Source organism: Subtercola endophyticus, from assembly GCF_021044565.1.
In the GTDB taxonomy this organism is placed as follows: Bacteria; Actinomycetota; Actinomycetes; order Actinomycetales; family Microbacteriaceae; genus Subtercola; species Subtercola endophyticus.
In genome coordinates this window covers 968,449-988,844 of the sequence record NZ_CP087997.1, presented here as the reverse complement: position 1 = coordinate 988,844, position 20,396 = coordinate 968,449, and the positions used below count along the sequence as shown (strand labels likewise).

At 66.7% G+C, this 20,396-nt stretch carries 14 protein-coding genes; 3 read left to right on the top strand and 11 right to left on the bottom strand.

What is annotated here, in order from left to right; translation table 11 throughout:
• Nucleotides 1-27: 27 nt before the first annotated feature.
• A complete protein-coding gene (locus tag LQ955_RS04785; protein WP_231028044.1) occupies nt 28-927 on the top strand; it encodes an HhH-GPD family protein in 900 nt (299 codons plus the stop codon).
• Between the two features lie 99 nt (nt 928-1,026).
• On the top strand, nt 1,027-2,043 hold the full coding sequence (locus LQ955_RS04780; RefSeq protein ID WP_231027064.1) for a ketopantoate reductase family protein: 1,017 nt from the start codon (nt 1,027-1,029) through the stop codon (nt 2,041-2,043).
• A gap of 96 nt (nt 2,044-2,139) precedes the next feature.
• Here LQ955_RS04780 and rbfA read toward each other — a convergent pair whose 3' ends face one another.
• From rbfA to LQ955_RS04725, 11 genes are all read right to left on the bottom strand, one after another.
• Nucleotides 2,140-2,658 carry a 30S ribosome-binding factor RbfA gene (gene rbfA, locus LQ955_RS04775; RefSeq protein WP_231027063.1) on the bottom strand — a complete coding sequence of 173 codons (519 nt, stop codon included), beginning with the start codon at nt 2,656-2,658 and terminating at the stop codon, nt 2,140-2,142.
• A 149-nt stretch (nt 2,659-2,807) separates the two neighbouring features.
• Nucleotides 2,808-5,876 carry a translation initiation factor IF-2 gene (infB, locus tag LQ955_RS04770; RefSeq protein ID WP_231027062.1) on the bottom strand — a complete coding sequence of 1,023 codons (3,069 nt, stop codon included), beginning with the start codon at nt 5,874-5,876 and terminating at the stop codon, nt 2,808-2,810.
• Between the two features lie 89 nt (nt 5,877-5,965).
• Nucleotides 5,966-6,235: a YlxR family protein gene (locus LQ955_RS04765; RefSeq protein WP_231027061.1), complete on the bottom strand. Its 270-nt coding sequence runs from the start codon at nt 6,233-6,235 to the stop codon at nt 5,966-5,968.
• A 65-nt stretch (nt 6,236-6,300) separates the two neighbouring features.
• Nucleotides 6,301-7,458 (bottom strand): transcription termination factor NusA, encoded by a 1,158-nt coding sequence (gene nusA, locus LQ955_RS04760; RefSeq protein WP_231027060.1) that lies wholly within the window; start codon nt 7,456-7,458, stop codon nt 6,301-6,303.
• 155 nt (nt 7,459-7,613) lie between these two features.
• Nucleotides 7,614-8,663 carry an NAD-dependent epimerase/dehydratase family protein gene (locus LQ955_RS04755; RefSeq protein WP_231027059.1) on the bottom strand — a complete coding sequence of 350 codons (1,050 nt, stop codon included), beginning with the start codon at nt 8,661-8,663 and terminating at the stop codon, nt 7,614-7,616.
• Nucleotides 8,660-11,758 (bottom strand): alpha/beta fold hydrolase, encoded by a 3,099-nt coding sequence (locus LQ955_RS04750; RefSeq protein ID WP_390623440.1) that lies wholly within the window; start codon nt 11,756-11,758, stop codon nt 8,660-8,662. The genes LQ955_RS04755 and LQ955_RS04750 overlap by 4 nt, the downstream gene beginning before the upstream one ends.
• On the bottom strand, nt 11,758-12,798 hold the full coding sequence (locus LQ955_RS04745) for a 3-oxoacyl-ACP synthase III (protein ID WP_231027058.1): 1,041 nt from the start codon (nt 12,796-12,798) through the stop codon (nt 11,758-11,760). The genes LQ955_RS04750 and LQ955_RS04745 overlap by 1 nt, the downstream gene beginning before the upstream one ends.
• A 118-nt stretch (nt 12,799-12,916) precedes the next feature.
• On the bottom strand, nt 12,917-14,686 hold the full coding sequence (locus LQ955_RS04740; protein WP_231028042.1) for a proline--tRNA ligase: 1,770 nt from the start codon (nt 14,684-14,686) through the stop codon (nt 12,917-12,919).
• 153 nt (nt 14,687-14,839) lie between these two features.
• The gene (locus LQ955_RS04735; RefSeq protein WP_231027057.1) at nt 14,840-16,537 is read right to left on the bottom strand and encodes a trypsin-like peptidase domain-containing protein; all 1,698 of its coding nucleotides are present in this window, start codon (nt 16,535-16,537) and stop codon (nt 14,840-14,842) included.
• Nucleotides 16,538-16,607: 70 nt separating this feature from the next.
• Nucleotides 16,608-17,978 carry an MFS transporter gene (locus tag LQ955_RS04730; RefSeq protein WP_231027056.1) on the bottom strand — a complete coding sequence of 457 codons (1,371 nt, stop codon included), beginning with the start codon at nt 17,976-17,978 and terminating at the stop codon, nt 16,608-16,610.
• Nucleotides 17,979-18,063: 85 nt separating this feature from the next.
• Entirely contained in the window at nt 18,064-18,525 is a 462-nt protein-coding gene (locus tag LQ955_RS04725; RefSeq protein ID WP_231027055.1) for a MarR family winged helix-turn-helix transcriptional regulator, read from the bottom strand.
• 105 nt (nt 18,526-18,630) lie between these two features.
• On the opposite strand from LQ955_RS04725, the gene LQ955_RS04720 reads away from it, so the two are divergent.
• On the top strand, nt 18,631-20,220 hold the full coding sequence (locus tag LQ955_RS04720) for an HNH endonuclease signature motif containing protein (protein ID WP_231027054.1): 1,590 nt from the start codon (nt 18,631-18,633) through the stop codon (nt 20,218-20,220).
• The last annotated feature ends 176 nt before the right edge of the window (nt 20,221-20,396 follow it).

Here is a 20,396-nt window from a genome sequence, read left to right as displayed (position 1 = left end):
TGTTAGATTGGGGCAGTGCCCGCTGAGATGTCGATCGCCCCGCAGCAGAACGACGCTTCACTCGACGCCGCCGTCATCTCGTGGTTCGCGGTCAACGCCCGCGACCTTCCCTGGCGCCGCCCCGGATTCACCGCCTGGGGCACCCTCGTCAGCGAGTTCATGCTGCAGCAGACCCCCGTCTCGCGCGTGATTCCGCGTCTGGCCGAATGGCTCGATCGCTGGCCCGCTCCGGCCGATCTCGCGGCCTCCTCCCCCGGCGACGCCGTGCGTGCGTGGCAGTCCCTCGGTTATCCGCGGCGCGCGCTGTGGCTGCACGCTGCCGCCGTGGCGATCGTCGAGCGGCACGACGGCGTGGTTCCGCGCGACGTGGATGCTCTGCTCGCCCTGCCCGGAGTCGGCGACTACACGGCTCGCGCCGTCGCCGCCTTCGCCTACGGCGACCGGCACCCGGTGGTCGACACGAACATCCGCCGGGTGATCGCCCGCGCGGTCGCCGGGCACGCCGAGCCGGGGCCCCCTGCCGCCCGCGCCGACCTCGCGGCCATGACCGCTCTGCTGCCCGAAGGCCACGCCGAGGCGCGCTCCTTCAACGCCGGCATGATGGAACTCGGCGCCGTCATCTGCACCGCCCGGGCGCCGCGCTGCGAGCTCTGCCCGCTGATCAGCGTCTGCGCCTGGCGTGCGGCGGGCTACCCCGGCTACAGCGGCCCGCGAAAAGCGGTGCAGAAGAAGTACGAGGGCTCCGACCGCCAGGTGCGAGGCATCGTTCTCGCCGCGCTGCGCGTAGCTCACGACACCTCGACGTCGGTGCCGCGTCACGAGCTCGACGCGTTATGGCCCGATCCGGTGCAGCTCGCTCGCGCGCTGACCGGTCTGCTTGCCGACGGTCTTGCCGTCGAAGCACCGAACGGCTTCACCCTGCCGTGAACCTCGCGGGTCACCAGGGTCACCAGGGTCACCAGGGTCACCGGGCCTCCGGGGCTCGCAGGGTCATCTCGCCACGCAACACCCTCTAGCCTGGAAGACATGCAGATCGCTATCGTGGGCGCCGGTGCTATCGGTGGCAGCATCGCCGCCGCACTCGATCGGGCCGGTCACTCGGTCGAACTCGCAGCACGCGGAGAGAATCTGGCCGTGATTCGGCAGCAGGGCATCCGGTTGCGCGGAGCCTGGGGCGAGCACGTCGCCCGAGTGAGCGCGAACGAGACCCTCACCGTGCGGCCCGAGCTCGCTCTCGTCTGCACCAAGGCTCAGGATGCCCGGGCGGCCATCGAGGCGAACGCCGATGTCTTGCGGGGCCTTCCTGTCGTCATCGTGCAGAACGGCCTCGAGGCGCTCGACACGGCTGAAGCGGCTCTGCCCGACGCCACCTGGATGGGCGCTCTCGCCCTCTACGCCACGAGCTACCTTGCGCCGGGCGAGATCACGGTGACCACCTCGGGGCCCACATATGTCGGCGCCGGAGTCGATGCGCCGAGCCCGGCGATCCGGGCCGCAACCGGCGTGCTGGCGGGCGCCATTCCGGCCGAGGCGATCGGCAACTTCCGCGGTGCGCAGTGGACCAAGCTCATCGTGAACCAGGTCAACGCCATGCCGGCGATCACCGGGCTCAGCGCACAGCAGACGCTGACGCATCCGCTGCTCAACCCCGTCATCACTGCGAGCATGCGCGAGGCGGTGCGAACCGGTTTCGCCCGTGGCATCCATTACGGCAAGGTGCAGGGCCTCAGCAACACGCTGCTTCGGGTGTTCGCTGCTGCGCCGCTGCGGGTCGGCGGTGCGTTGCCGCGGCTGATGGCGCGCCGCATGGGCGAGACGCCGAATCCGGGATCGACGCTGCAGAGCATCCGTCGCGGTCAGCTCACCGAGATCGACTACCTCAACGGCGCCGTGGTCGCCGAGGCTCGCGCGGCGGGTCGCACGGCCGCGATCAACCAGGTTCTGGTCGACCTGGTGCACGGCGTCGAGCGCAGCGGAGACTTCGTGACCCCCGAGGCCGTCGTAGCGGCGGTTGCTGCCGCCCTCTCCGCCACCGCAGGGTAACTCGGCCTCAGCCGCGCGGGAGTTTCGTCGGAGCACAGCCCGCATCCCGACGTATTGTCGACATGTGCCGTGTGCTCCGACGAATCTCCCTCGAAACTATTTCGACGAATCCGTTTCTGCCGCGAACCCGACCGGCGGCTGCTCGTCGAAGCCTGCGGCCTCTTCGAGAGCGGCCTCCTCGGCTTCGGAACTCAACACCCGGGGCTTGACGTACGGATCGGCGTCGCCAGCATAACTGCCCTGCTTCGCGAGCCGCTCGACCTCGGCGTCGCGGGCGCGAGCCTCGTTCAGCAGCGAATCGATGAGCTTCGCGTTCTCGGGAATGCCGTCGGCGATGAACTCCAGCGACGGCGTGAGCCGCGACGTGATGTTCTTGCCCACCTCGGTGCGCAGCATGCCCGTCGCCGACTTGAGTGCGGCGGCGCTGTCGGCGCGCTCTTCATCGGTGCCGTACACCGTGTAGAAGATCGACGCGTGCTGCAGATCACCCGTCACGCGCACGTCGGTGATGGTGACGAAGCCCAGGCGCGGGTCTTTGATTCCGCGCTCGAGCTTCTTGGCCACGATGACTTTGATGCGGTCCGCCAACTTGCGGGCCCTGGCTTCGTCAACCACTTCCTGCTCCACTTCTCTCGCCCCAACCCTTTACACCACAGGGTGATATCGCGAGCGGGGTCCCTGTCGATTTCTCTCTTGGGAAACTCGGGGTAGGGGTCCCCGTCGTTTCTCAGGAGAGAAATCGACAGGGACCCCGCGACCACCGATTAAACCCGGGGCTTCTCTTTCATTTCGATCGTCTCGATCTCGTCGCCGATCTGAATGTCGTTGAACTTGCCAAGACCGATACCGGCCTCGAAGTCCGTACGAACCTCGGTGACGTCGTCTTTGAAACGACGCAGCGACTCGATGGCCAGGTTGTCTCCGACCACAACACCCTCGCGGATGACGCGCGCCTTGGCGTTTCGCGTGATCGTTCCCGACCGCACGATGACACCGGCGATGTTGCCGAACTTCGACGAGCGGAAGATCTCGCGGATCTCGGCGACACCCGACTGCACCTCTTCGAACTCGGGCTTGAGCATGCCCTTGAGCGAGTTCTCGATGTCTTCGAGCGCGTTGTAGATGACCGAGTAGAACCGAACATCCACACCCTCGCGGGCCGCGCGTTCGCGGGCCTTCGGGTCGGGGCGCACGTTGAACCCGATGATGATCGCATTGTCGATCGTCGCCAGGTCGACGTCGGATGCCGTGACGGCACCCACACCGCGGTGGATGATGCGCAGCTGAACCGAATCGTCGACCTCGATCTTGAGCAGCGACTCTTCGAGCGCCTCGACGGCACCCGAAACGTCACCCTTAATGATGAGGTTGAGCGACTCGACCTTGCCCTCTTCGAGCGCCTTGGTGAAGTCTTCGAGCGAGATGCGCTTGCGGGCACGGGCCAGCAGGGCGTTGCGCTCGACGGCTTCACGCTTTTCAGCGATCTGGCGGGCGGTGCGGTCTTCTTCGGTGACCAGGAAGGTGTCACCGGCGCGAGGCACCGACGACAGACCCTGAACCTGCACGGGGCGAGACGGCGTGGCGGTCTCGACCGTCTTGCCGTTCTCGTCGTGCATCGCCCGAACGCGGCCGTAGGCCGTTCCGGCCACGATGGCGTCACCGACGTGCAAGGTACCCGACTGGATGAGTACGGTAGCAACCGCACCGCGCCCCTTGTCGAGCTTCGCCTCGATGGCGACCCCTCGGGCATCCTTGTTCGGGTTGGCCCGCAGGTCGAGGCCTGCGTCTGCGGTGAGCAGCACGGCATCGAGCAGCTTGTCGATGTTCGTGTTGTTACGCGCCGACACGTCGACGAACATGACGTCTCCGCCGTATTCTTCGGCGACGAGGCCGAATTCGGTGAGCTGCTGGCGCACCTTGGCCGGGTTGGCGCCGGGAACGTCGATCTTGTTCACCGCGACCACGATCGGCACGTTGGCCGCCTGGGCGTGGTTCAAAGCCTCGATGGTCTGCGGCATGATGCCGTCGTCGGCCGCCACAACCAGAACCGCGATGTCGGTGACCTGCGCACCACGGGCACGCATGGCGGTGAACGCCTCGTGGCCCGGTGTGTCGATGAAGGTGATGGCGCGCTCGATGCCCTCGTGCTCGGTGATGACCTGGTAGGCACCGATGTGCTGGGTGATGCCACCTGCCTCACCGGCGACGACGTTCGCGTTACGAATGGCGTCGAGCAAGCGGGTCTTACCGTGGTCGACGTGACCCATGACGGTGACGACCGGCGGGCGGATCTCGAGCTCTTCGTCGGTCTCCAGGCTGAGTTCTTCATCGATGTCGATGTCGAAGCCGAGCAGCAGCTCGCGGTCTTCGTCTTCGGGCGAGACCATCTGGATCTTGTAACCCAGTTCTTCACCCAGCACGCCGAAGGTCGCCTCGTCGAGCGACTCGGTCGCCGTGGCCATCTCACCGAGGTGGAACAGCACGGTCACCAGGTTGCCCGGGCTCGCGTCGATCTTGTCGGCGAAGTCGGTGATCGACGCGCCGCGGCGCAACCGGATGATCGTGGTGCCGTCACCGCGAGGAACACTCACACCACCGAGCGAGGGAGCCTCTCTCAGTTCGAATTCTGCTCTCTTCGTACGCTTCGACTTGCGCGCTTTCGCACGCCCGCCACCACGACCGAAGGCACCTGCGGTACCGCCGCCGGGGCCACGGCCGCGGCCGCCGGCTCCTGCTGCGGGGCGCGGTGCACCGAAGGTGTTGCCACCGCCGGCACCGGGAGCGCCACCGGGACGGAACCCGCCGGCACCAGCCGGACGAGCGCCACCGGCGCCACCGGGACGGAATCCGCCGGCACCGGCCGGACGAGCACCGAAGCCGCCGGGGCGCGCGCCCTGGCCTGCTCCGCCGGGGCGCGGGGCGCCCGGGCGAGGTGCACCGGGGCGCGGCGCGCCGGGGCGAGGAATGTTACTGGGCGTGCTGCTGGGTGTCGGCGCGCCGGGCCGGGGGGCCTGGCCGCTGGACATGCCCTGCTGGCTCGCAAACGGGTTGTTGCCCGGGCGTGGTGCGCCGGGGCGCTGCATGCCCTGACTCGAAGCGAACGGGTTGTTGCCGGGGCGAGGACCGCCCGGGCGCGGAACGCTGCCAGGCGTGGGAGCGCCACCGGCGGTCGCGCCGGTCGTTGCCGCTGATGCCGCCGAAGCAGAGGATGTCGGTGCAGACGCCGCCGCAGGTGCGGAACCTGCCGGAGCAGCTGAGGTCGCAGAAGCACCGGGCGCAGCAGCAGGCGACGTCGGCGCCGAAGTACCGGACCCAGCCGAAGTACCTGACGCAGCCGAACCTGAAGCAGCGGGAGCCGCCGATGCAGGGGAAGCGGGCGCGGGGCTGCTCGTCTGAGCTGCCGTCGTGCTGCCCTGTCGCGACGGTGTCGGAGCAGACGAGCCACCCGAACGGGCGGAGCTCGGTGCACCGCTGGGGGTGCGGCCGGGGCCGGTCGTCGATCCACCGGAGGTGGATGAGCCCGGAGTCGCAGGGCCGGGGCGGGTGCCCGGGCGCACGGCGGTGGCGGCAGCGACGCTACCCGACGCACTCGCCGAACCGCCGGACTGCGCACCTGCCGACTGCGCACCTGCCGACTGCGTGCCCGCGCCACCGCTGGCTTTAGCCTCAGCGCTCTCGGCCTGAAGTGCTTCTTTGAGCCGGCGGGCGACCGGGGGCTCGATGCTCGATGAGGGGCCCTTGACGAACTGACCCATTTCTTTCAGCTTGGCCAGAGCGACCTTGCTGTCGACGCCGAGTTCGCTCGCGATCTCGTGTACGCGTGGTTTTGCCACAATTCTCCTTGTTCGGGCCTACTCCCGAACAGGGGCAGGCCTCAGCTACGTGCGGGACTCATTTCGAGTCACTCATTAGTTGTCGCTCATTAGTTGTTCACAATGCCGTTCAGCCTTGTCTGTAGGTTGGCCGTGTCAAGTGGTGACCCAGTTGACGACTCGATGCGAAGCGCACGCCCGAAAGCCCTGCGTTTCACAGCGTTCTGAAAACACGCTGCAGTCTCGTGCAGATACGCACCGCGCCCGGGCAATGTGGCCGTCTCATCGACGACCAGGATTGAATTCTGGGCCACAACCCTCAAAAGAGAAGATTTCTCGGCGCGTGCTCGGCATCCGACGCACGTTCTTACAGGTTCCATTCTAGCACTGCCAATTTTCTGTACGACTGTAAGCGCCACGCACGATGTGACGCGGCACGCTCAGCTCAGTCACCCTCGAGAATGGAATCGGGCTGAATGTCGATCTTCGCGCCGGTCAGCTTCGCCGCAAGGCGCGCGTTCTGACCCTCTTTGCCGATGGCGAGCGAGAGCTGGTAGTCGGGCACCAGTGCGCGCACCGCCTTCAACGACGCGTCGATGACGAACGAGCTGGTGACCTTCGCCGGTGACAGCGCATTCGCGACGAACGTGGGCAGATCATCCGAGTAGTCGACGATGTCGATCTTCTCGTTGCCGAGTTCGGCGGTGACGGCACGAACTCGCTGGCCGAGTTCACCGATGCAGGCGCCCTTCGCGTTGATGCCGGGTTCGGTGGCGCGCACCGCGATCTTGGTGCGGTGACCCGCCTCGCGCGCGAGCGAGACGATCTCGACGAGCCCGCTGGCGATCTCGGGCACTTCGAGCGCGAAGAGCTTGCGAACGAGTGACGGATGCGTGCGCGACACGGTGATCTGCGGGCCCTTGAGCCCCTTCGATACCGCCGTGACATACACCCGGATGCGGTTGCCGTGCGAATAGGTCTCGCCGGCCACCTGCTCTTCGGGCGGCATGATGGCCTCGACCGTGCCGAGGTCCACGTGGATCATGCGGGGGTTCGGCCCCTGCTGAATGACGCCGGCGACGATGTCGCCCTCTCGGCCCTTGAACTCGCCGAGCACCGCGTCGTCGGCGATGTCGCGCAGCCGCTGGTTGATGACCTGCTTCGCCGCGAAGGCGGCAATGCGGCCGAAGTCGCTCGGGTTGTCTTCGCTCTCGCCGATGACGGCGCCCTCGTCGTCGTATTCGGGCACGAAGATACTGACGTGACCGGTCTTTCGGTCGAGGTGCACGCGGGCCTTGGCGGGCTCGTCTGCTGACGAATGCGCTGCCGACGAATGCGCAGCCGACGAATGCACGGCTGACGGATGCCCGTGGCCGGCGGCAGCGGAACCCGCGCCCGCACCGGCATGGCCCGCACCGGCATGGCTTGAACCGGCGGCGCCCTGGTGTTCGCCCGGACCGCGATCGCCCGGACCGCGATCGCTCTGACCGGTGTGCTTGAGGTAGGCGGTCAGAATCGCCTGTTCGATGATCTGCACAAGCTCATCGAAGGGAATGTCTCGCTCGCGCTCCATGAGCTTGAGCACGCTGAGGTCGATATCCACGGCCGGCCTCCTTCTTTTCTGTATTCAATTGGGTGGGTGGGTGCTTCTCCCAGCTACCCAGAATAGCCGACAATCGGCCGCGCGGCACCCGCATCGCTTCGCCGCCCATCCGCTCGCCGCCCATTCACGCGCTACCCACGCTGCCCGCTCACGCGCTACCCGCGCTGCCCATTCACCCGCTGCCCATTCACGCGGTACCACTCCGCCAGGCGCGCGAGCCCCTCGTCGAGGCTGACGCTCGGCTGCCACTGCAGATCGTGTCGGGTACGGCGCTGGTCATACCAGTGCGAGGTCGAGAGCTGCTCGGCGAGGAATCTCGTCATCGGCGGCTCGTCATCGTGCACGCGCAGGTTCCAGACCCGCTCGATGAGACCCCCGGCTTCTCGCGCCAAGGGCGCGGGCACGCTGAACCGCGGCCCGGGCACGCCCGCGGCCCGGCAGATACCGCCCAGCAGCTCGGCGACGGTGCGCGGCTCACCATTCGTGATGACATACGACTGACCGTGTACCGCCTCGACCCGGTTCAGTGCAGCGACGATGGCCGTCGCAGCGTTGTCGATATACGTGGTGTCGATGAGCGCACGGCCGCCGCTCAGCAACGGGAGCCGGCCCCGGCGAGAACGCTCGACGATGCGCTCGATGAGCTGAGTGTCGCCCGGCCCCCAAACGATGTGCGGCCTGACCGCCACCACCGCGAAGCCGGGCTCGTCTGCCGCGAGGGCCAGCAACTCGGCTTCGGCCTTGCTGCGGGCATACTCTCCGCGCGCCCGCTCCGGATCGGCCGGCAACGCATCGTCGCCCACCACCGAGAGCCCCGCGTGCGCCACCGACGGCGACGACACCATCACGAATCGGCTCACTCCGGCCGCTCGGCACTCCTCGAGCAACGTGCGGGTTCCCTCGACGTTGACCGCGTCGAACTCCTCTGGCCGGCCGGCCATCGACACCTTCGCGGCGAGATGGATGACCGCGTCGACGCCCTCGACGGCCGCCCGCACACTCGCACGGTCGGTCAGTGAGCCCCGGGCATCCGTGACCCCAGGCACGACTCCACGGAGTCCGGATTCGCCGCGCTGAAAAGTGCGCACTATCTCGCCTCGAGCTACCGCTTCGCCGCGACTCGCCGCACGCTCGGCCTGCACAACCACTTCGGTGGCGACCGCCCTGCCGAGCATCCCGCTGGCCCCCGTGACGAGAACGGTCACGGCATGCCCTGGCCGGGCGTGCCGAGCTTCGGCGGGCGCCGGCCGGCGAGCAACGCAGTCGCCCAACGGGAGAGCCCCGCACGATCGATCTTGGAGTTGTGTCTGATGTCGGTGGGCATCTCGCCGATGACGAGCACCGCGACCACATCGACGCCCGTCACTCTGCGAATCTTCTGCACCAGCTCCGTCGACGCCAGGTGGCCGCCGCGGGCGCGCAGGCCACGACCCGAACCGCTGCCGTCGTGGCGCACGTGGTCGGCGGCAAGCTCCACCACGACGACAGGCTGTTGCGTGCCCACCGGGCCCACCGCCACGAGTGCAGCCCGCCGCACATCGGGCAGACTCTCGGCACGCTGTTCGATGCCGACCGGGGTCAGCACGCCCGAGGCGGTCGTCACGACGTGCACGAGGCGACCCTCGACCCACAGCCGGCCGGCTGCGTCGAAGTGCCCGACGTCGCCGGTGCGATGCCAGCGCCCCACCGCGGGGGTTTGCCTCGTCGCCTCGCGATCGGTCAGCCAGAGCTGGTCGTAGTTGTTCTTCAGGTGCGGCGCCGACACGACGATCTCGCCCGTCACTCCGGGCAGCTCCGTTAAGTCGGCCACCGAACGGCCCTCGTCGTCGAGCGGGCTCAGCAGAATGTGCACACCCGCGATCGGCCTGCCGACGCAGACTCCCCCAGGGTGATGCGCGCTTGTTGAGTCTGTCGAGTCGTCTCGACGGGCTTCCTGCTGCGCCTCTGCCAGCGCCTCTGCTTCTGCTTCCGCCCGCAGAATCTCGCCGAGCGTGATGTCGGTCATCAGCAGCCCCTCGGTCATTCCGTACGGGGTGTGGATGCTCGCGTCGGGCATCAGCGACTGAACCGCTTCGAGCAGCGGCACCGGCAGCGGAGCCCCGGCGGAGAGCACCGTCTTCACCCGTCCCAGCACTCGCCGCTGCGGAAGGGTCAACACGGCCGACGTCTCCACCACGTTCGTGAGAGCAGCGGGAGAAGCGAAGACGACGGTCGCCGAGACGGCACGGGCGGCATCGGCGACGGCAGTCGCAGTCAAGGTCTTCGGAGCGGTGACATCCATGTCGGGAGTGACGGACGTGGCGCCGAGCGCCGGACCCAGCAGGGCAAACGGGGCGAATCCCGCGACGAGCCCGGTCGACCCGTCGATGCCGAATCGCTCCCTCACCACTGCGACCAGAGCGCTCAGCTGTCGATGCGTGTAGACGACGCCTTTCGCCGGCCCGGTCGATCCCGAGGTGAACAGGATCGCTGCGGTGTCGTCTGGCGCGGGCATCCGTTGGCCACCCGCAGCAACCCCACTCGCTGCATCGCCACGAGCTGCATCGCCACCCGCTGCAACCCCGCCAACTGAACCGCCACCCGTGGAGGCACCGCCGGCCGCGAGTCGAGCACGGCCCAATCGCGCGAGGTCGGCAAGGGAGTGCTGCACACCGAGCGTCGCCGCGAGGGTACGAGAGAGGGTATGCACCGAAATCTTCTGCCCCGGCCAGCCGAGCGCGCGGCCGGCCGCGAGAGCACGTTCGATACCGATGACGTGCTGCGGGAGGGCTCCGCGAACCGCTCGGCTGAGACCGCGCACGCCGAGGCCGGCGTCGGCGACGACGACAACCGCGCCGATGCGCAGGCAGGCGTAGAGCACCGCCGTGAGGTCGGCTCCCGGCGGGATCAGCAACGACACCCGGTCGCCCTTCGCGACTCCGACCGCCCGTAGCCCGGCCGCGATCTCGTCCACGCGCCAGGCGAGCAAGCGCCAGCTGACCGTGCGCTGGCCACCGCCCGTGCGTTTGGGGAGCATCTCGACCACTGCGGCCGCCGGGTCGGCGGCCCGCTCGAGCAGCGTGGCCCACAGCGGTCTGTACTCGGCTGGCGCGTGTTCGGCCAAGCCGTCTTCGACCAGGCCGTCTTCGACCGTGCCGTCTTCGGCGGGGCCGTCTTCGACCGAGCCATGTTCGGATAGGCCGTCTTCGGCGGAGCCAGCTTCGACTGAGGCAGCCTGCCCACCGCCGGCCCTTCCAACCCGCTCGCCGAGCCAGCTCAGCAGTATCGGCGCCACCGCCACGTCTTCGCCGACGAGGTGCCCCGCATTCTCGAACCGGGTGACATCGGCCTGCGGCAGCCGCTCCATGAGGTCACCGAGGTAGCGGTCGCTGAACACCGGATCGCGCGGGCCCCAGAGCATGATCGCGGGCACGGTCAGCGCCGCAACCCCCGTCGCCACCCGGGTCAATTCGGCGTAGCTGACGTGCGACTCGTCGACGGGAATGTCGGCGACGAAGGCGCCGATGCCTGCCCGCCGTGCCGCGCTGCGGTACGGTGCGCGAAAGGCTCGCCGAACATCCGGAGCCAACGACGGATGCGCGATAGCCAGTGTTGTGTCGAGAAACGCCGTCGTGTGCACGGTGGTCGACGTCAGCATCGACCGTTTGAGCACCAGGCGCAGCGCAGCGGGCAGCGGAAACTGCTCGGGCTGGTGCACAGCGGTGTTCAGCAGCATGACCCCGGCGAGAAGTTCTGGATGATCGACCGCCCAGCCGAGCGAAACTACTCCGCCCCAGTCATGCCCGAGCGTGACCACGGGCCCCTCGAGACCGAGTGTGTCGGTCAGTGCCCCGAGATCGGCGATGCGGCGCGCTAGCGTGCGGGTCTCATCCGAGCGCTCGGAGAAGCCCATCTCGAGCTGATCGACCGCGATGACCCGCCAGACCTGCGCGCTGCCTGCCGCTTCCCCCGCGCCCGCGCGCCCACCGCTATCGCCTGTCGCACGAGCATCCGCACCCGCACCGGCCCGCACGGCTTCTGCCAGCACCGACCGCCACAGATACGACCACGTCGGGTTGCCGTGCACGCACAGAATCGTGCCCGTCGGTGTCAACCCGGCCGCCGCCAGCTCGGATTCGTTGTCGAGCAGATGCCAGGTGCGCGGCACCCCGCTCGAATCGGGCGTCGTGACGAGCTTCGACCAGCGCTCGTTCAGCCCCGGCAGCCCTGCTGGCGGATACGACGCCGCGCTACCGCCCGTGCCGCCCTGCCCGCGCGCCTGCCCGCGCCCGTGCCCGCGCCCGGCCGACCCAGCCGCCACTACCAGACGATTTCGGTCATGGCGGTGTTGATGCCCGACCCGACCCCCATGCACAGAACACGCTGACCCTTCACGAGCTTCTCGACCTCAAGCGCGAGTGTCATCGGCAGAGAAGCCGGGCCCACGTTGCCGAAGATCGGGTAGGTCAGCGGAATCTTCTTGCGGTCGAGCTTCGCCGCCTTCACGATGGAGTCGGTGTGCACGTCGGAGACCTGGTGCAAGATGTAGCGATCCATCTTCTGCCAATCCCACGAGCTCTTGGCCTCTTTCCAGGCCTCGACGACGAGCGCCATGCCGCCCGCGAGCAGCTCTTTCGTGTGCGTGAACATTCCGTCTTTGTCGCCGACGCAGAGCAAATGGTGCTCGGTGCCGGCCCGCGAGATACCGCCCATGATGCGATGACCTTCGGGGTGAGCATCCGCCGGGCCGATCACGGCTGCAGCGGCACCAGAACCGAGGGTGAGCGAAGCGAATTCGTTTACGAAGTCTTTTCGCGAAATGCCGGGCTGCGAGAGCCGGTTGATCGTGTTCGCCTGAATCTCGTTGGAGTCTTCACCGTCGACGATCACCGCGTACTTGATCTGGCCGGAGTCGATCATCTGGGAGGCGAGCGTCATGCCGTTCACGAACCCGAGGCAGGCGTTCGTGATGTCGAAGTTCATCGCCGACGGCGGCAGCCCGAGGGCGTGATGGATGCCCACCGCAACCGACGGCTCCAAGTGCTTACGCGTCACCGACGTGTTGATGAGCAGGCCGACCTCGCTGGGGTCGACGTTCGCTTCGGCCAGGGCCGACTTTGCGGCAGCTGCGGCGGCGCCGTCGAAGGTCATGCCGCCACCGCCCTCGGATTCATCCCAGTTGCGCCGCGAGATGACACCGGCAACACGCTGCAACAGCCCCGTGGGAAGACGGAGCCTGGTGAGCGCTTCAGCGAGGCGCGAGTCGATTTCTTCGCTGGTGACGACCAGCGGTGCGAGGTGCGCCTTGACGGCGAGAAGCGCAGAGTTCTGATGCCGGAAGGTGGCATTCTGAGCGGTCATGAAATCCTTCGTAAAGCGTGAACGGCCGAAACCCGGCCATTTGCATCCTTCAAGTCTAAGTTGAGCAGATTGGGAGTTTGCCCGGCCCGCCACCCCGAGGTTTACTGCAGGGTGTGAGTTACAGCGCGTCGGCTACGGCGCCCACGGCGACTTCGAGACGTTCGCCGCTCGCACGGTTCCACAGCTCGACTGTTCCGTCGACCACTCCCCTGCCGACGATCACGATCTTCGGCACTCCGATCAACTCGGCATCGCCGAATTTTACTCCCGGCGACACCTTCGGGCGATCGTCGTACAACACCGACCGACCCGAGCGCTCGAGATCGGCCACGATCGTCTCGGCGGCTTCGAAGATGGCGTCGTCTTTTCCAGCCCGCCCGGCCGCGACCACGTACACATCGAACGGCGAAACGGCCGGTGGCCAGATGAGGCCCTTGTCGTCGTTGTTCAGCTCGGCGATGATCGCCAGAATGCGCGTCACACCGATTCCATACGACCCCATCGTGACCGTCACGAGCTTGCCGTTCTCATCGAGAACCTTCAGCCCGAGAGCCTCGGCGTACTTACGACCGAGCTGAAAGACGTGCCCGATCTCCATACCGCGGGCCAGTTCGACGGGCCCGGAGCCGTCGGGAGCGGGGTCGCCCGCCTTGACCTCGGCGATCTCGATCGTGGCGTCGGCCGTGAAGTCACGCCCGGCAACCAGACCGAAGACGTGTTTGCCGTGAATGTTCGACCCGGTGATCCACCCGCTGCCGCTCACGACTCGAGGGTCGACGAAATAACGGATGCCCGTGCTCGACTTCTCGCCGAGAACCGCGCCTTCGGGCGACCAGGGCCCGATGTAGCCCTTGACGAGCCCGGGGTGCAGCGCGAAATCGTCGTCGGTTGCAGGATCGACCTCAGCCGGAGCGAACGCCACCTCGGCACGCTTCAGGTCGACCTCGCGGTCGCCCGGCAGCCCGACGACGACGATCTCGCGAGTGTGGTCGAGGTGCGTCAGCGCCAGCACGACGTTCTTCAGTGTCTCGCCGGCGTTCCAGGGCGTGCCGTCGGGCCGCGGATGCACGGCGTTGGCAGCCTCGACCAGCGTCGCGATGGTGGGGGTGTCGGGGGTATCGACGACTTCGGCCGGGGTCAGGCCTTCGAACGACCTCTCCGGCGGCGCGAGTGTGGTGAACGCCTCGACGTTCGCTGCGTATCCACCCGCCGACCGCACGAAGGTGTCTTCGCCGACGGCTGTCGGGTGCAAGAACTCTTCGCTCTTCGATCCGCCCATTGCGCCCGCGTCTGCCTTCACGATGACGTACTCGAGACCGAGGCGGGTGAAGATGCGTTCGTAGGCGTCGCGCTGGGCCTGATATGAAGCGTCGAGCCCGGCATCAGTGTAGTCGAACGAGTACGCGTCTTTCATCGTGAACTCGCGGCCGCGCAGGAGGCCCGCGCGGGGCCTGGCCTCGTCGCGGTACTTGTCTTGAATCTGGTAGATCGACAGCGGCAGGTCTTTATAGCTGTTGTAGAGGTCTTTCACCAGCAGGGTGAAGACTTCTTCGTGCGTCGGAGCGAGCACATAGCCGGCACCGCGCCGGTCGTTGAGGCGGAACATTCCGTCGCCGTACTCGACATACCGATTGGTGACCTCGTAGGGCTCTTTCGGCAGCAAGGCCGGAAAGTGCACCTCGTGAGCGCCCGCATTCGTCATCTCGTCACGGATGATCGCTTCGATCTTGCTCTTGACCCGAAGCCCCAGCGGCAGCCAGGCGAAGATGCCCGGCGCCTGCCGCCGGATGTACCCCGCCCGCACGAGCAGACGGTGGCTGGTCACCTCGGCGTCGGAAGGATCTTCGCGGAGGGTCTTGACAAAGTAGTTGGTGAGGCGTGTTGGCACCATACGAGTCTATTTGCACTGTGCTCTCGGGTTGTACGGGCTTCTGGGTTGTACGGCTGCCGGGTCTTACGGCTGCCGGATTGTACGGGCCGTCGGGCTGTCGCGTTGTACGCCCTGTCGGCTGGTACAGCCCGCCTGCGCCCACCCCGATGCTCAACCCAGCGGATGCCCGCAGCTCGCGCAGAACCGCGCGTCGCTCGTGTTCTGCACTCCACAGCTCCCGCAGCGCCCCACCGCCGCTTCTGGCGCCACCGCTGCCGGAACCGGTGGTGCCGTGAACGGTGGTGCCGCATCAACCGCGGGCGCCGGAAGTGGCGTTGTACCATCCGGTGAGCTCATCGGCTCGGCTTCAGCACCAGCCATCTGCATCACCGGCGCACCCGCCGTCTGCGGCACTGCAGCGTTCGGCACCACAGGGCTGGGAACCGCGGCATCCGGCACCACAGGGCTGGGAACCGCGGCATCCGGCACCGCAACACCCGGCACCGCAGCATCCGGCATCACAGGGTTGGGAACCACAACATTCGGCACCGCAGCATTCGGCACTGCAGCATCCGGTGCCGCGGTATTCCACGCCGCAGCTTGCTGGCCCGCCGCAACGACCGCACCGCGTCGACGCCGCCGCGACGCGCGCACCACCAGCAGAACGACGATCACCACCACCACGAGCAGCAGCGCCGCACCACCGAGAACCACCCACAGCACCCACCCCGTGGTGTTCTCCTGAGGGAATGCCGCGATGGCCTTCGTCTGGTACTGCTGCGCGATCGCGTTGTCGGGGTTCGTGGCCAGTGCCTTACCGAGGTCGTCGGCTGCCGCGTGATACTTTCCCGCGAAATACTCATCCAGGCCCGCTCGGAACTGCTTGTCGCCGTCGCCCAGCTCGTTCTTCACCCCGTTGCGCGAAAGCAGTGCCGAAATGGTTTCGGGTGCCGCCGCGAAGTTCAGCTGCTGAGTGTCGCTCGACGGGCCGAAACTCACGGTTCCGACCACGTCGGCAGTGCCGTCGACGACCGGGCCGCCGCTCATCCCCGGGCTCATGGCCACGCCGATCTGCGTGAACGGACCCCCGTCGGTCTGCTGCCTGCCGCTCACCTGGCCCTGCGCGAAGGTCGGCTCGGGGTTTCCGCTCACCAGTGAGGTCACGTTACCCGGATACCCGATCGCATCCACCTGCTGGCCCGTGGCCGGCTGAGTCTGCGACACGACGAGCACCGGCAAAGGCGACGGAGTGTCGATCTTGAAGAGCGCGACGTCACCCTGGCCCAAGGGACGATCGTCTACCAGCACCGCAGGGTACGAGGTCGAGTCGTCGGCCGTGATGGTGATCGCCGGGTAGACCTTCATGGCGAGCACCGGCGGCTGCCCCGCGCTCTGGCCTTCGACCGGCCAGTTCGTCTCCGCCCCCGCCGCGACGTACGCCGCAGCATCGTCTTGTGTGATGTCGCCGTTCGCCACCTCGCTCGACAAGAACTCGTCCACGATGGAGGTCTTGCCCTCTTCGACGTCGGCGCAGTGGCCGGCCGTCACGACAGAGCCGTCGGAGCTGGCCACGAATCCGCTGCAGCTGAACGAAGCGTCGACCTCATCTGACCAGGCCGTGCTGCCGTCGGCTTTCGGAAAGTTCACGAAGCCAGACCAGGTGCCGCTCAGATACACGGTTCCCGCCTCGCCGATCGCCGCGATCTGTTCTTGCGGCAGGTCTGCGGGAGCGGCATGGGCCGGCGAGACGGAGCCGAAGGCGCCGCCCGACGCCACGACGGCGCCGCCGACAATCAGTGCAAGAGCGAGAGAACGACCAAGAGGGAACGCGCGGCGACGCGCGGTTTGGTGCGGGGCAGGGAGCGACACACGAACCTCCGAAGCTAGTGAGATGTGAATGAAGGAATTCTCACTATACACAATATGAGGTCTGCTCAGGTCACCGTTTTTCTGAGATCTCTTCGCTGATCACGTCATCGCGTAACTGCTCACGTTCGTCGAGCGCCGGCACACGATCATCCCCCGCCTCCATCAGCTCGATACTGCGCCCGTCTCCGTCGTGGCTGAGCACAAAATGCGGCGAGCCGTGCCGGTGCACGGCGAGCCTGAGGTGCTGATGCGCGATCATCCATATCAGCCCGACGAGCGCAGCGGCGAACCCGGCTGCTGCCGCGACCCCGATGGCCCAGCGTGGGCCGAGACTGTCGGCGACCCAGCCGACAATGGGCGCTCCGATCGGCGTGCCCCCCATGAAGATCGCCATGTACAGTGCCATCACTCGGCCGCGGAATTCCGGCGCCGTGGTCATCTGCACCGTGCTGTTCGCGGTCGTCATCAGGGTCTGGCTGGCGAACCCGAGGAGCACAAGGGTGATGGCGAAGGTGATGTACGACGGTGCGAGAGCGCCGAGCAGACAGGCGACACCGAACAGCGCTGATGACGCGAAGATGAGCCGCATGCGAGGAGTCTCGCGGCGGGCCGAGAGCAGCGCTCCGAATACCGAGCCGACCGCGAGCACTGACGACAGCACTCCGAAAGCGGTCGAATCCAAATGGAAGGTGACCGTCGTCATGGTCGCCGTGAAGATCTGAAAGTTGAGGCCGAAGGTGCCGATAATGGCAATGACGACCAGAACGATGACGATGTCCGAGCGTTTCGACACATACCGGAACCCACCCAGCAACTGACCCGGCCCGCCTCGCGCGGTCTTGCGCACTTTGAGACTCTCTTGGCGCATTCGGCTGAGGGAGATGAGTACGGCAGCGAAGCTGGCTGCGTTGAGCAAGAACACCCAGCCGGCCCCCACCAGCGCGATCAGCACGCCCGCGAGGGCGGGGCCGACCATCCGTGCTCCGTTGAACGAAGCCGAGTTCAAGGCGACCGCGTTCGACAGGTTGCGATCAGAGACGAGGTTCGACACGAACGACTGCCGAGCGGGGGCATCGAAGGCCGACGTGATACCGAGCAGCAGCGCAAAGACGTACACCTGCCAGAGTTGAGCGGCACCGCTGAGCACAATGAGCCCGAGCCCGAGACCCAGGATGCCCATCACACCCTGCGTCAGCATGAGCAGTTTGCGGCGGTCGAAGCGGTCGGCGACGAGGCCGGTCCACGGCACCAGAAGCAGTTGCGGGCCCAACTGCAGCGCCATCACCGCTCCCACAGCGACGGCATTGTTGTTGGTGAGGTGGGTGAGCACGATCCAGTCCTGGGCCGTGCGCTGCATCCAGGTGCCGATGTTCGACACCAGGGCGCCGCCGAACCAAATGCGGTAGTTGTAATCGCTGAGCGAACGGAACATCGAGCTCATCGGGCCGCCTGACACGCACGGCGCTGCCTGCGCCACGAGCACTGGTCGGCATTTGCGGCCCGCGGTTGTCGTGATATCGGGGCCATCAACTGTCGGCCAAGGTGCGCAGGATGCCCGCGGCACGGTCGAGCGTTCGCCGGTCTTCGACAGAGAGCTCTGCGAGTCGTTTGTAGAGCCATTCGTCGCGTTGGCGCCGTGTTTCCTTGACGATTGCCACACCGGCGGCGGTGAGCGAGATGACCACCTTTCGGCCGTCGTCTGCCGAGGGGGTGCGCACCGCGTATCCGGCCTCGACCACCGCATTGATGGTGCGATTCATCGACGGCGGCGTGACGCGCTCGAACGCCGCCAGCGTGCCCGGAGTGCTCGGCCCGTGATTGTGCAGGTAGGCCAGGATGAACGTCTGCGAGTCGCTCAGCTCGTGGTCTGCCTTCTCAGCACGCAGTCGGCGCGAGACCCGAAGGATGGCCGGGCGGAGGTTCTCCGAGAGCTCGACGACGGCCGGCGCTTCTGTCGATTCGGTAGTGCTGCCGGCCGCGTCTCCCATGATCTTTAGCCTAGCTCATTAGCATGGCTAACGGAATTTGCGAATCTCTCTCGATTTCTTTTTCTATTCGAACATCAGTTCGAATATATGAGCTATACTCAGTGCATGACCATTTCTTCTGTTGCGGCTCTGGCCGACGGTGAGCCGGCTGGCGACGCGCCCGCGCGGGCTGCGCAGATCGTCGGCCGATTCGTCGATCAACTCGTCGAGCTGGAGCACGAGATCACGAAGCTGCAGGCGCGAAAGTCGTGGCTCGTCGATCAGGCGCGGCAGTGGTCCGATATGGCCGTCGATGCCGTCGTTTCGGAATCGTTCTCGGCATCGTTCTCGGCGACGTTCTCGGCTGCGAAACGCGAAGAACTGTCGCGTCGCTCGCTGACATCCGAGATCGCGTGCGCCCTGCGACTGCCCGACATCACGGCCGGCCGCCTGCTCGACGAGAGCGAATCGCTCGTTCATGAGCTCCCTGAGACTCGTGCGGCGCTCAGTTCGGGTGCGCTGAGTTACCGCCACGCCCAGGTGGTCATCGATCAGGCGCGTTCGCTTCCTCCGGCGGCGCGCGGTGCTTTCGAGTCGGCGGTGCTCCCCGGTGCTCTGACGACCACGGCCAGTCAGTTCGCGCGCAAAGCCCGCGCAGAGCGAGAGAAGTTACACCCCGAGTCGATGGTGACGCGAGCGCTGAAGGCGGCCGAAGACCGGCATGTATCCTTCGAACCCGATCGCGACGGAATGGCCTGGCTGCATCACTATCTGCCGGCGGTCGATGCCGTGCGTATCGACGACACTCTCGACCAGTTGGCACGCGGGCTGCGTCACGGCGCGACTGCCAACTCGGGCTCGTCTCCTTCTTCTTCATCTTCTTCTGCCGGATCGCCTTCAGACGAGCAACCCGAGACTCGCACGCTGACACAGCTGAAGTCCGATGTTCTGCGCGACCTGATCCTGAGCGATCCAGCCACCGGCGAGCCTTTGCCTCTGCGACCGACGGTCATCGTCACGGTTCCGGTCATGACGTTGCTCGGCCACTCCGAAACACCTGCATCACTCGACGGCTACGGCCCGATCGATCCCGTGACGGCGCGCGAGCTATGCCGCCACGCGCCCTCGTTCATGCGCATTCTCACCCATCCAGAGACGGGGGCGACTCTTTCAGTCGGCCGCGACCAGTACCGGCCGCCTGCCGACCTCAAGTTGGCTCTGCACGTGGCCGATCAGACCTGCCGGTTCCCCGGTTGCTCACGGCGTGCCGCGCGCTGCGATATCGACCACACTCTCGATTGGCAGCACGGCGGGGCCACCGACTTCACAAATCTCGCCCATCTCTGCCCGAAACACCATCATCTGAAACACGAAACCGCGTGGTCCGTATCAATCGACCGATATCGAACTCTGAGTTGGAAGTCCCCCGCAGGCAAGGCGTACGCGACGCTCGCCGTTTCGCTGACACCTCAGTCACCGAAACCACAGTCACCGAAATCGAAGTCACCGAGCTCGCAGTCACCGAACTCGCCTGAGTGTGCGAACTCGACTGCGGGTGCGAGTTCTGCTTCGGATGCGAACTCGCCTTCGGGTGCGAGCTCTCGTTCGGGTGCGAACTCGCCTGCGGGTGCGAACTCGCCTCCGGGTCCGGGTCCGGAGATTCCAACGACCACCGCCGAATCGTCCCGCCCGAATGACGATCTGGCGCCCTTCTAAGCGTTGCGCGCCTCCCGTACTCGCGACAGCGACTTCTTCGGACGAAAGCGAGACGTGTGCCTATCGCACTCGTCCGCAGGTGTCGCTCTCCTCCTCGACGCTGGTTGCGACCACGATCGCGACGCTGACGTCGCGACTGCGACCACGCCCACGCCCGACGACCCTCACATCGCGAC

Coding starts and splice junctions, on each gene's coding strand:
- LQ955_RS04720 (WP_231027054.1), top strand. CDS start 18,631: ATGACCATTTCTTCTGTTGCGGCTCTGGCCGACGGTGAGCCGGCTGGC.
- LQ955_RS04730 (WP_231027056.1), bottom strand. CDS start 17,978: ATGAGCTCGATGTTCCGTTCGCTCAGCGATTACAACTACCGCATTTGG.
- LQ955_RS04765 (WP_231027061.1), bottom strand. CDS start 6,235: ATGGAACCTGTAAGAACGTGCGTCGGATGCCGAGCACGCGCCGAGAAA.
- LQ955_RS04725 (WP_231027055.1), bottom strand. CDS start 18,525: ATGGGAGACGCGGCCGGCAGCACTACCGAATCGACAGAAGCGCCGGCC.
- LQ955_RS04745 (WP_231027058.1), bottom strand. CDS start 12,798: ATGACCGCTCAGAATGCCACCTTCCGGCATCAGAACTCTGCGCTTCTC.
- LQ955_RS04780 (WP_231027064.1), top strand. CDS start 1,027: ATGCAGATCGCTATCGTGGGCGCCGGTGCTATCGGTGGCAGCATCGCC.
- LQ955_RS04785 (WP_231028044.1), top strand. CDS start 28: ATGTCGATCGCCCCGCAGCAGAACGACGCTTCACTCGACGCCGCCGTC.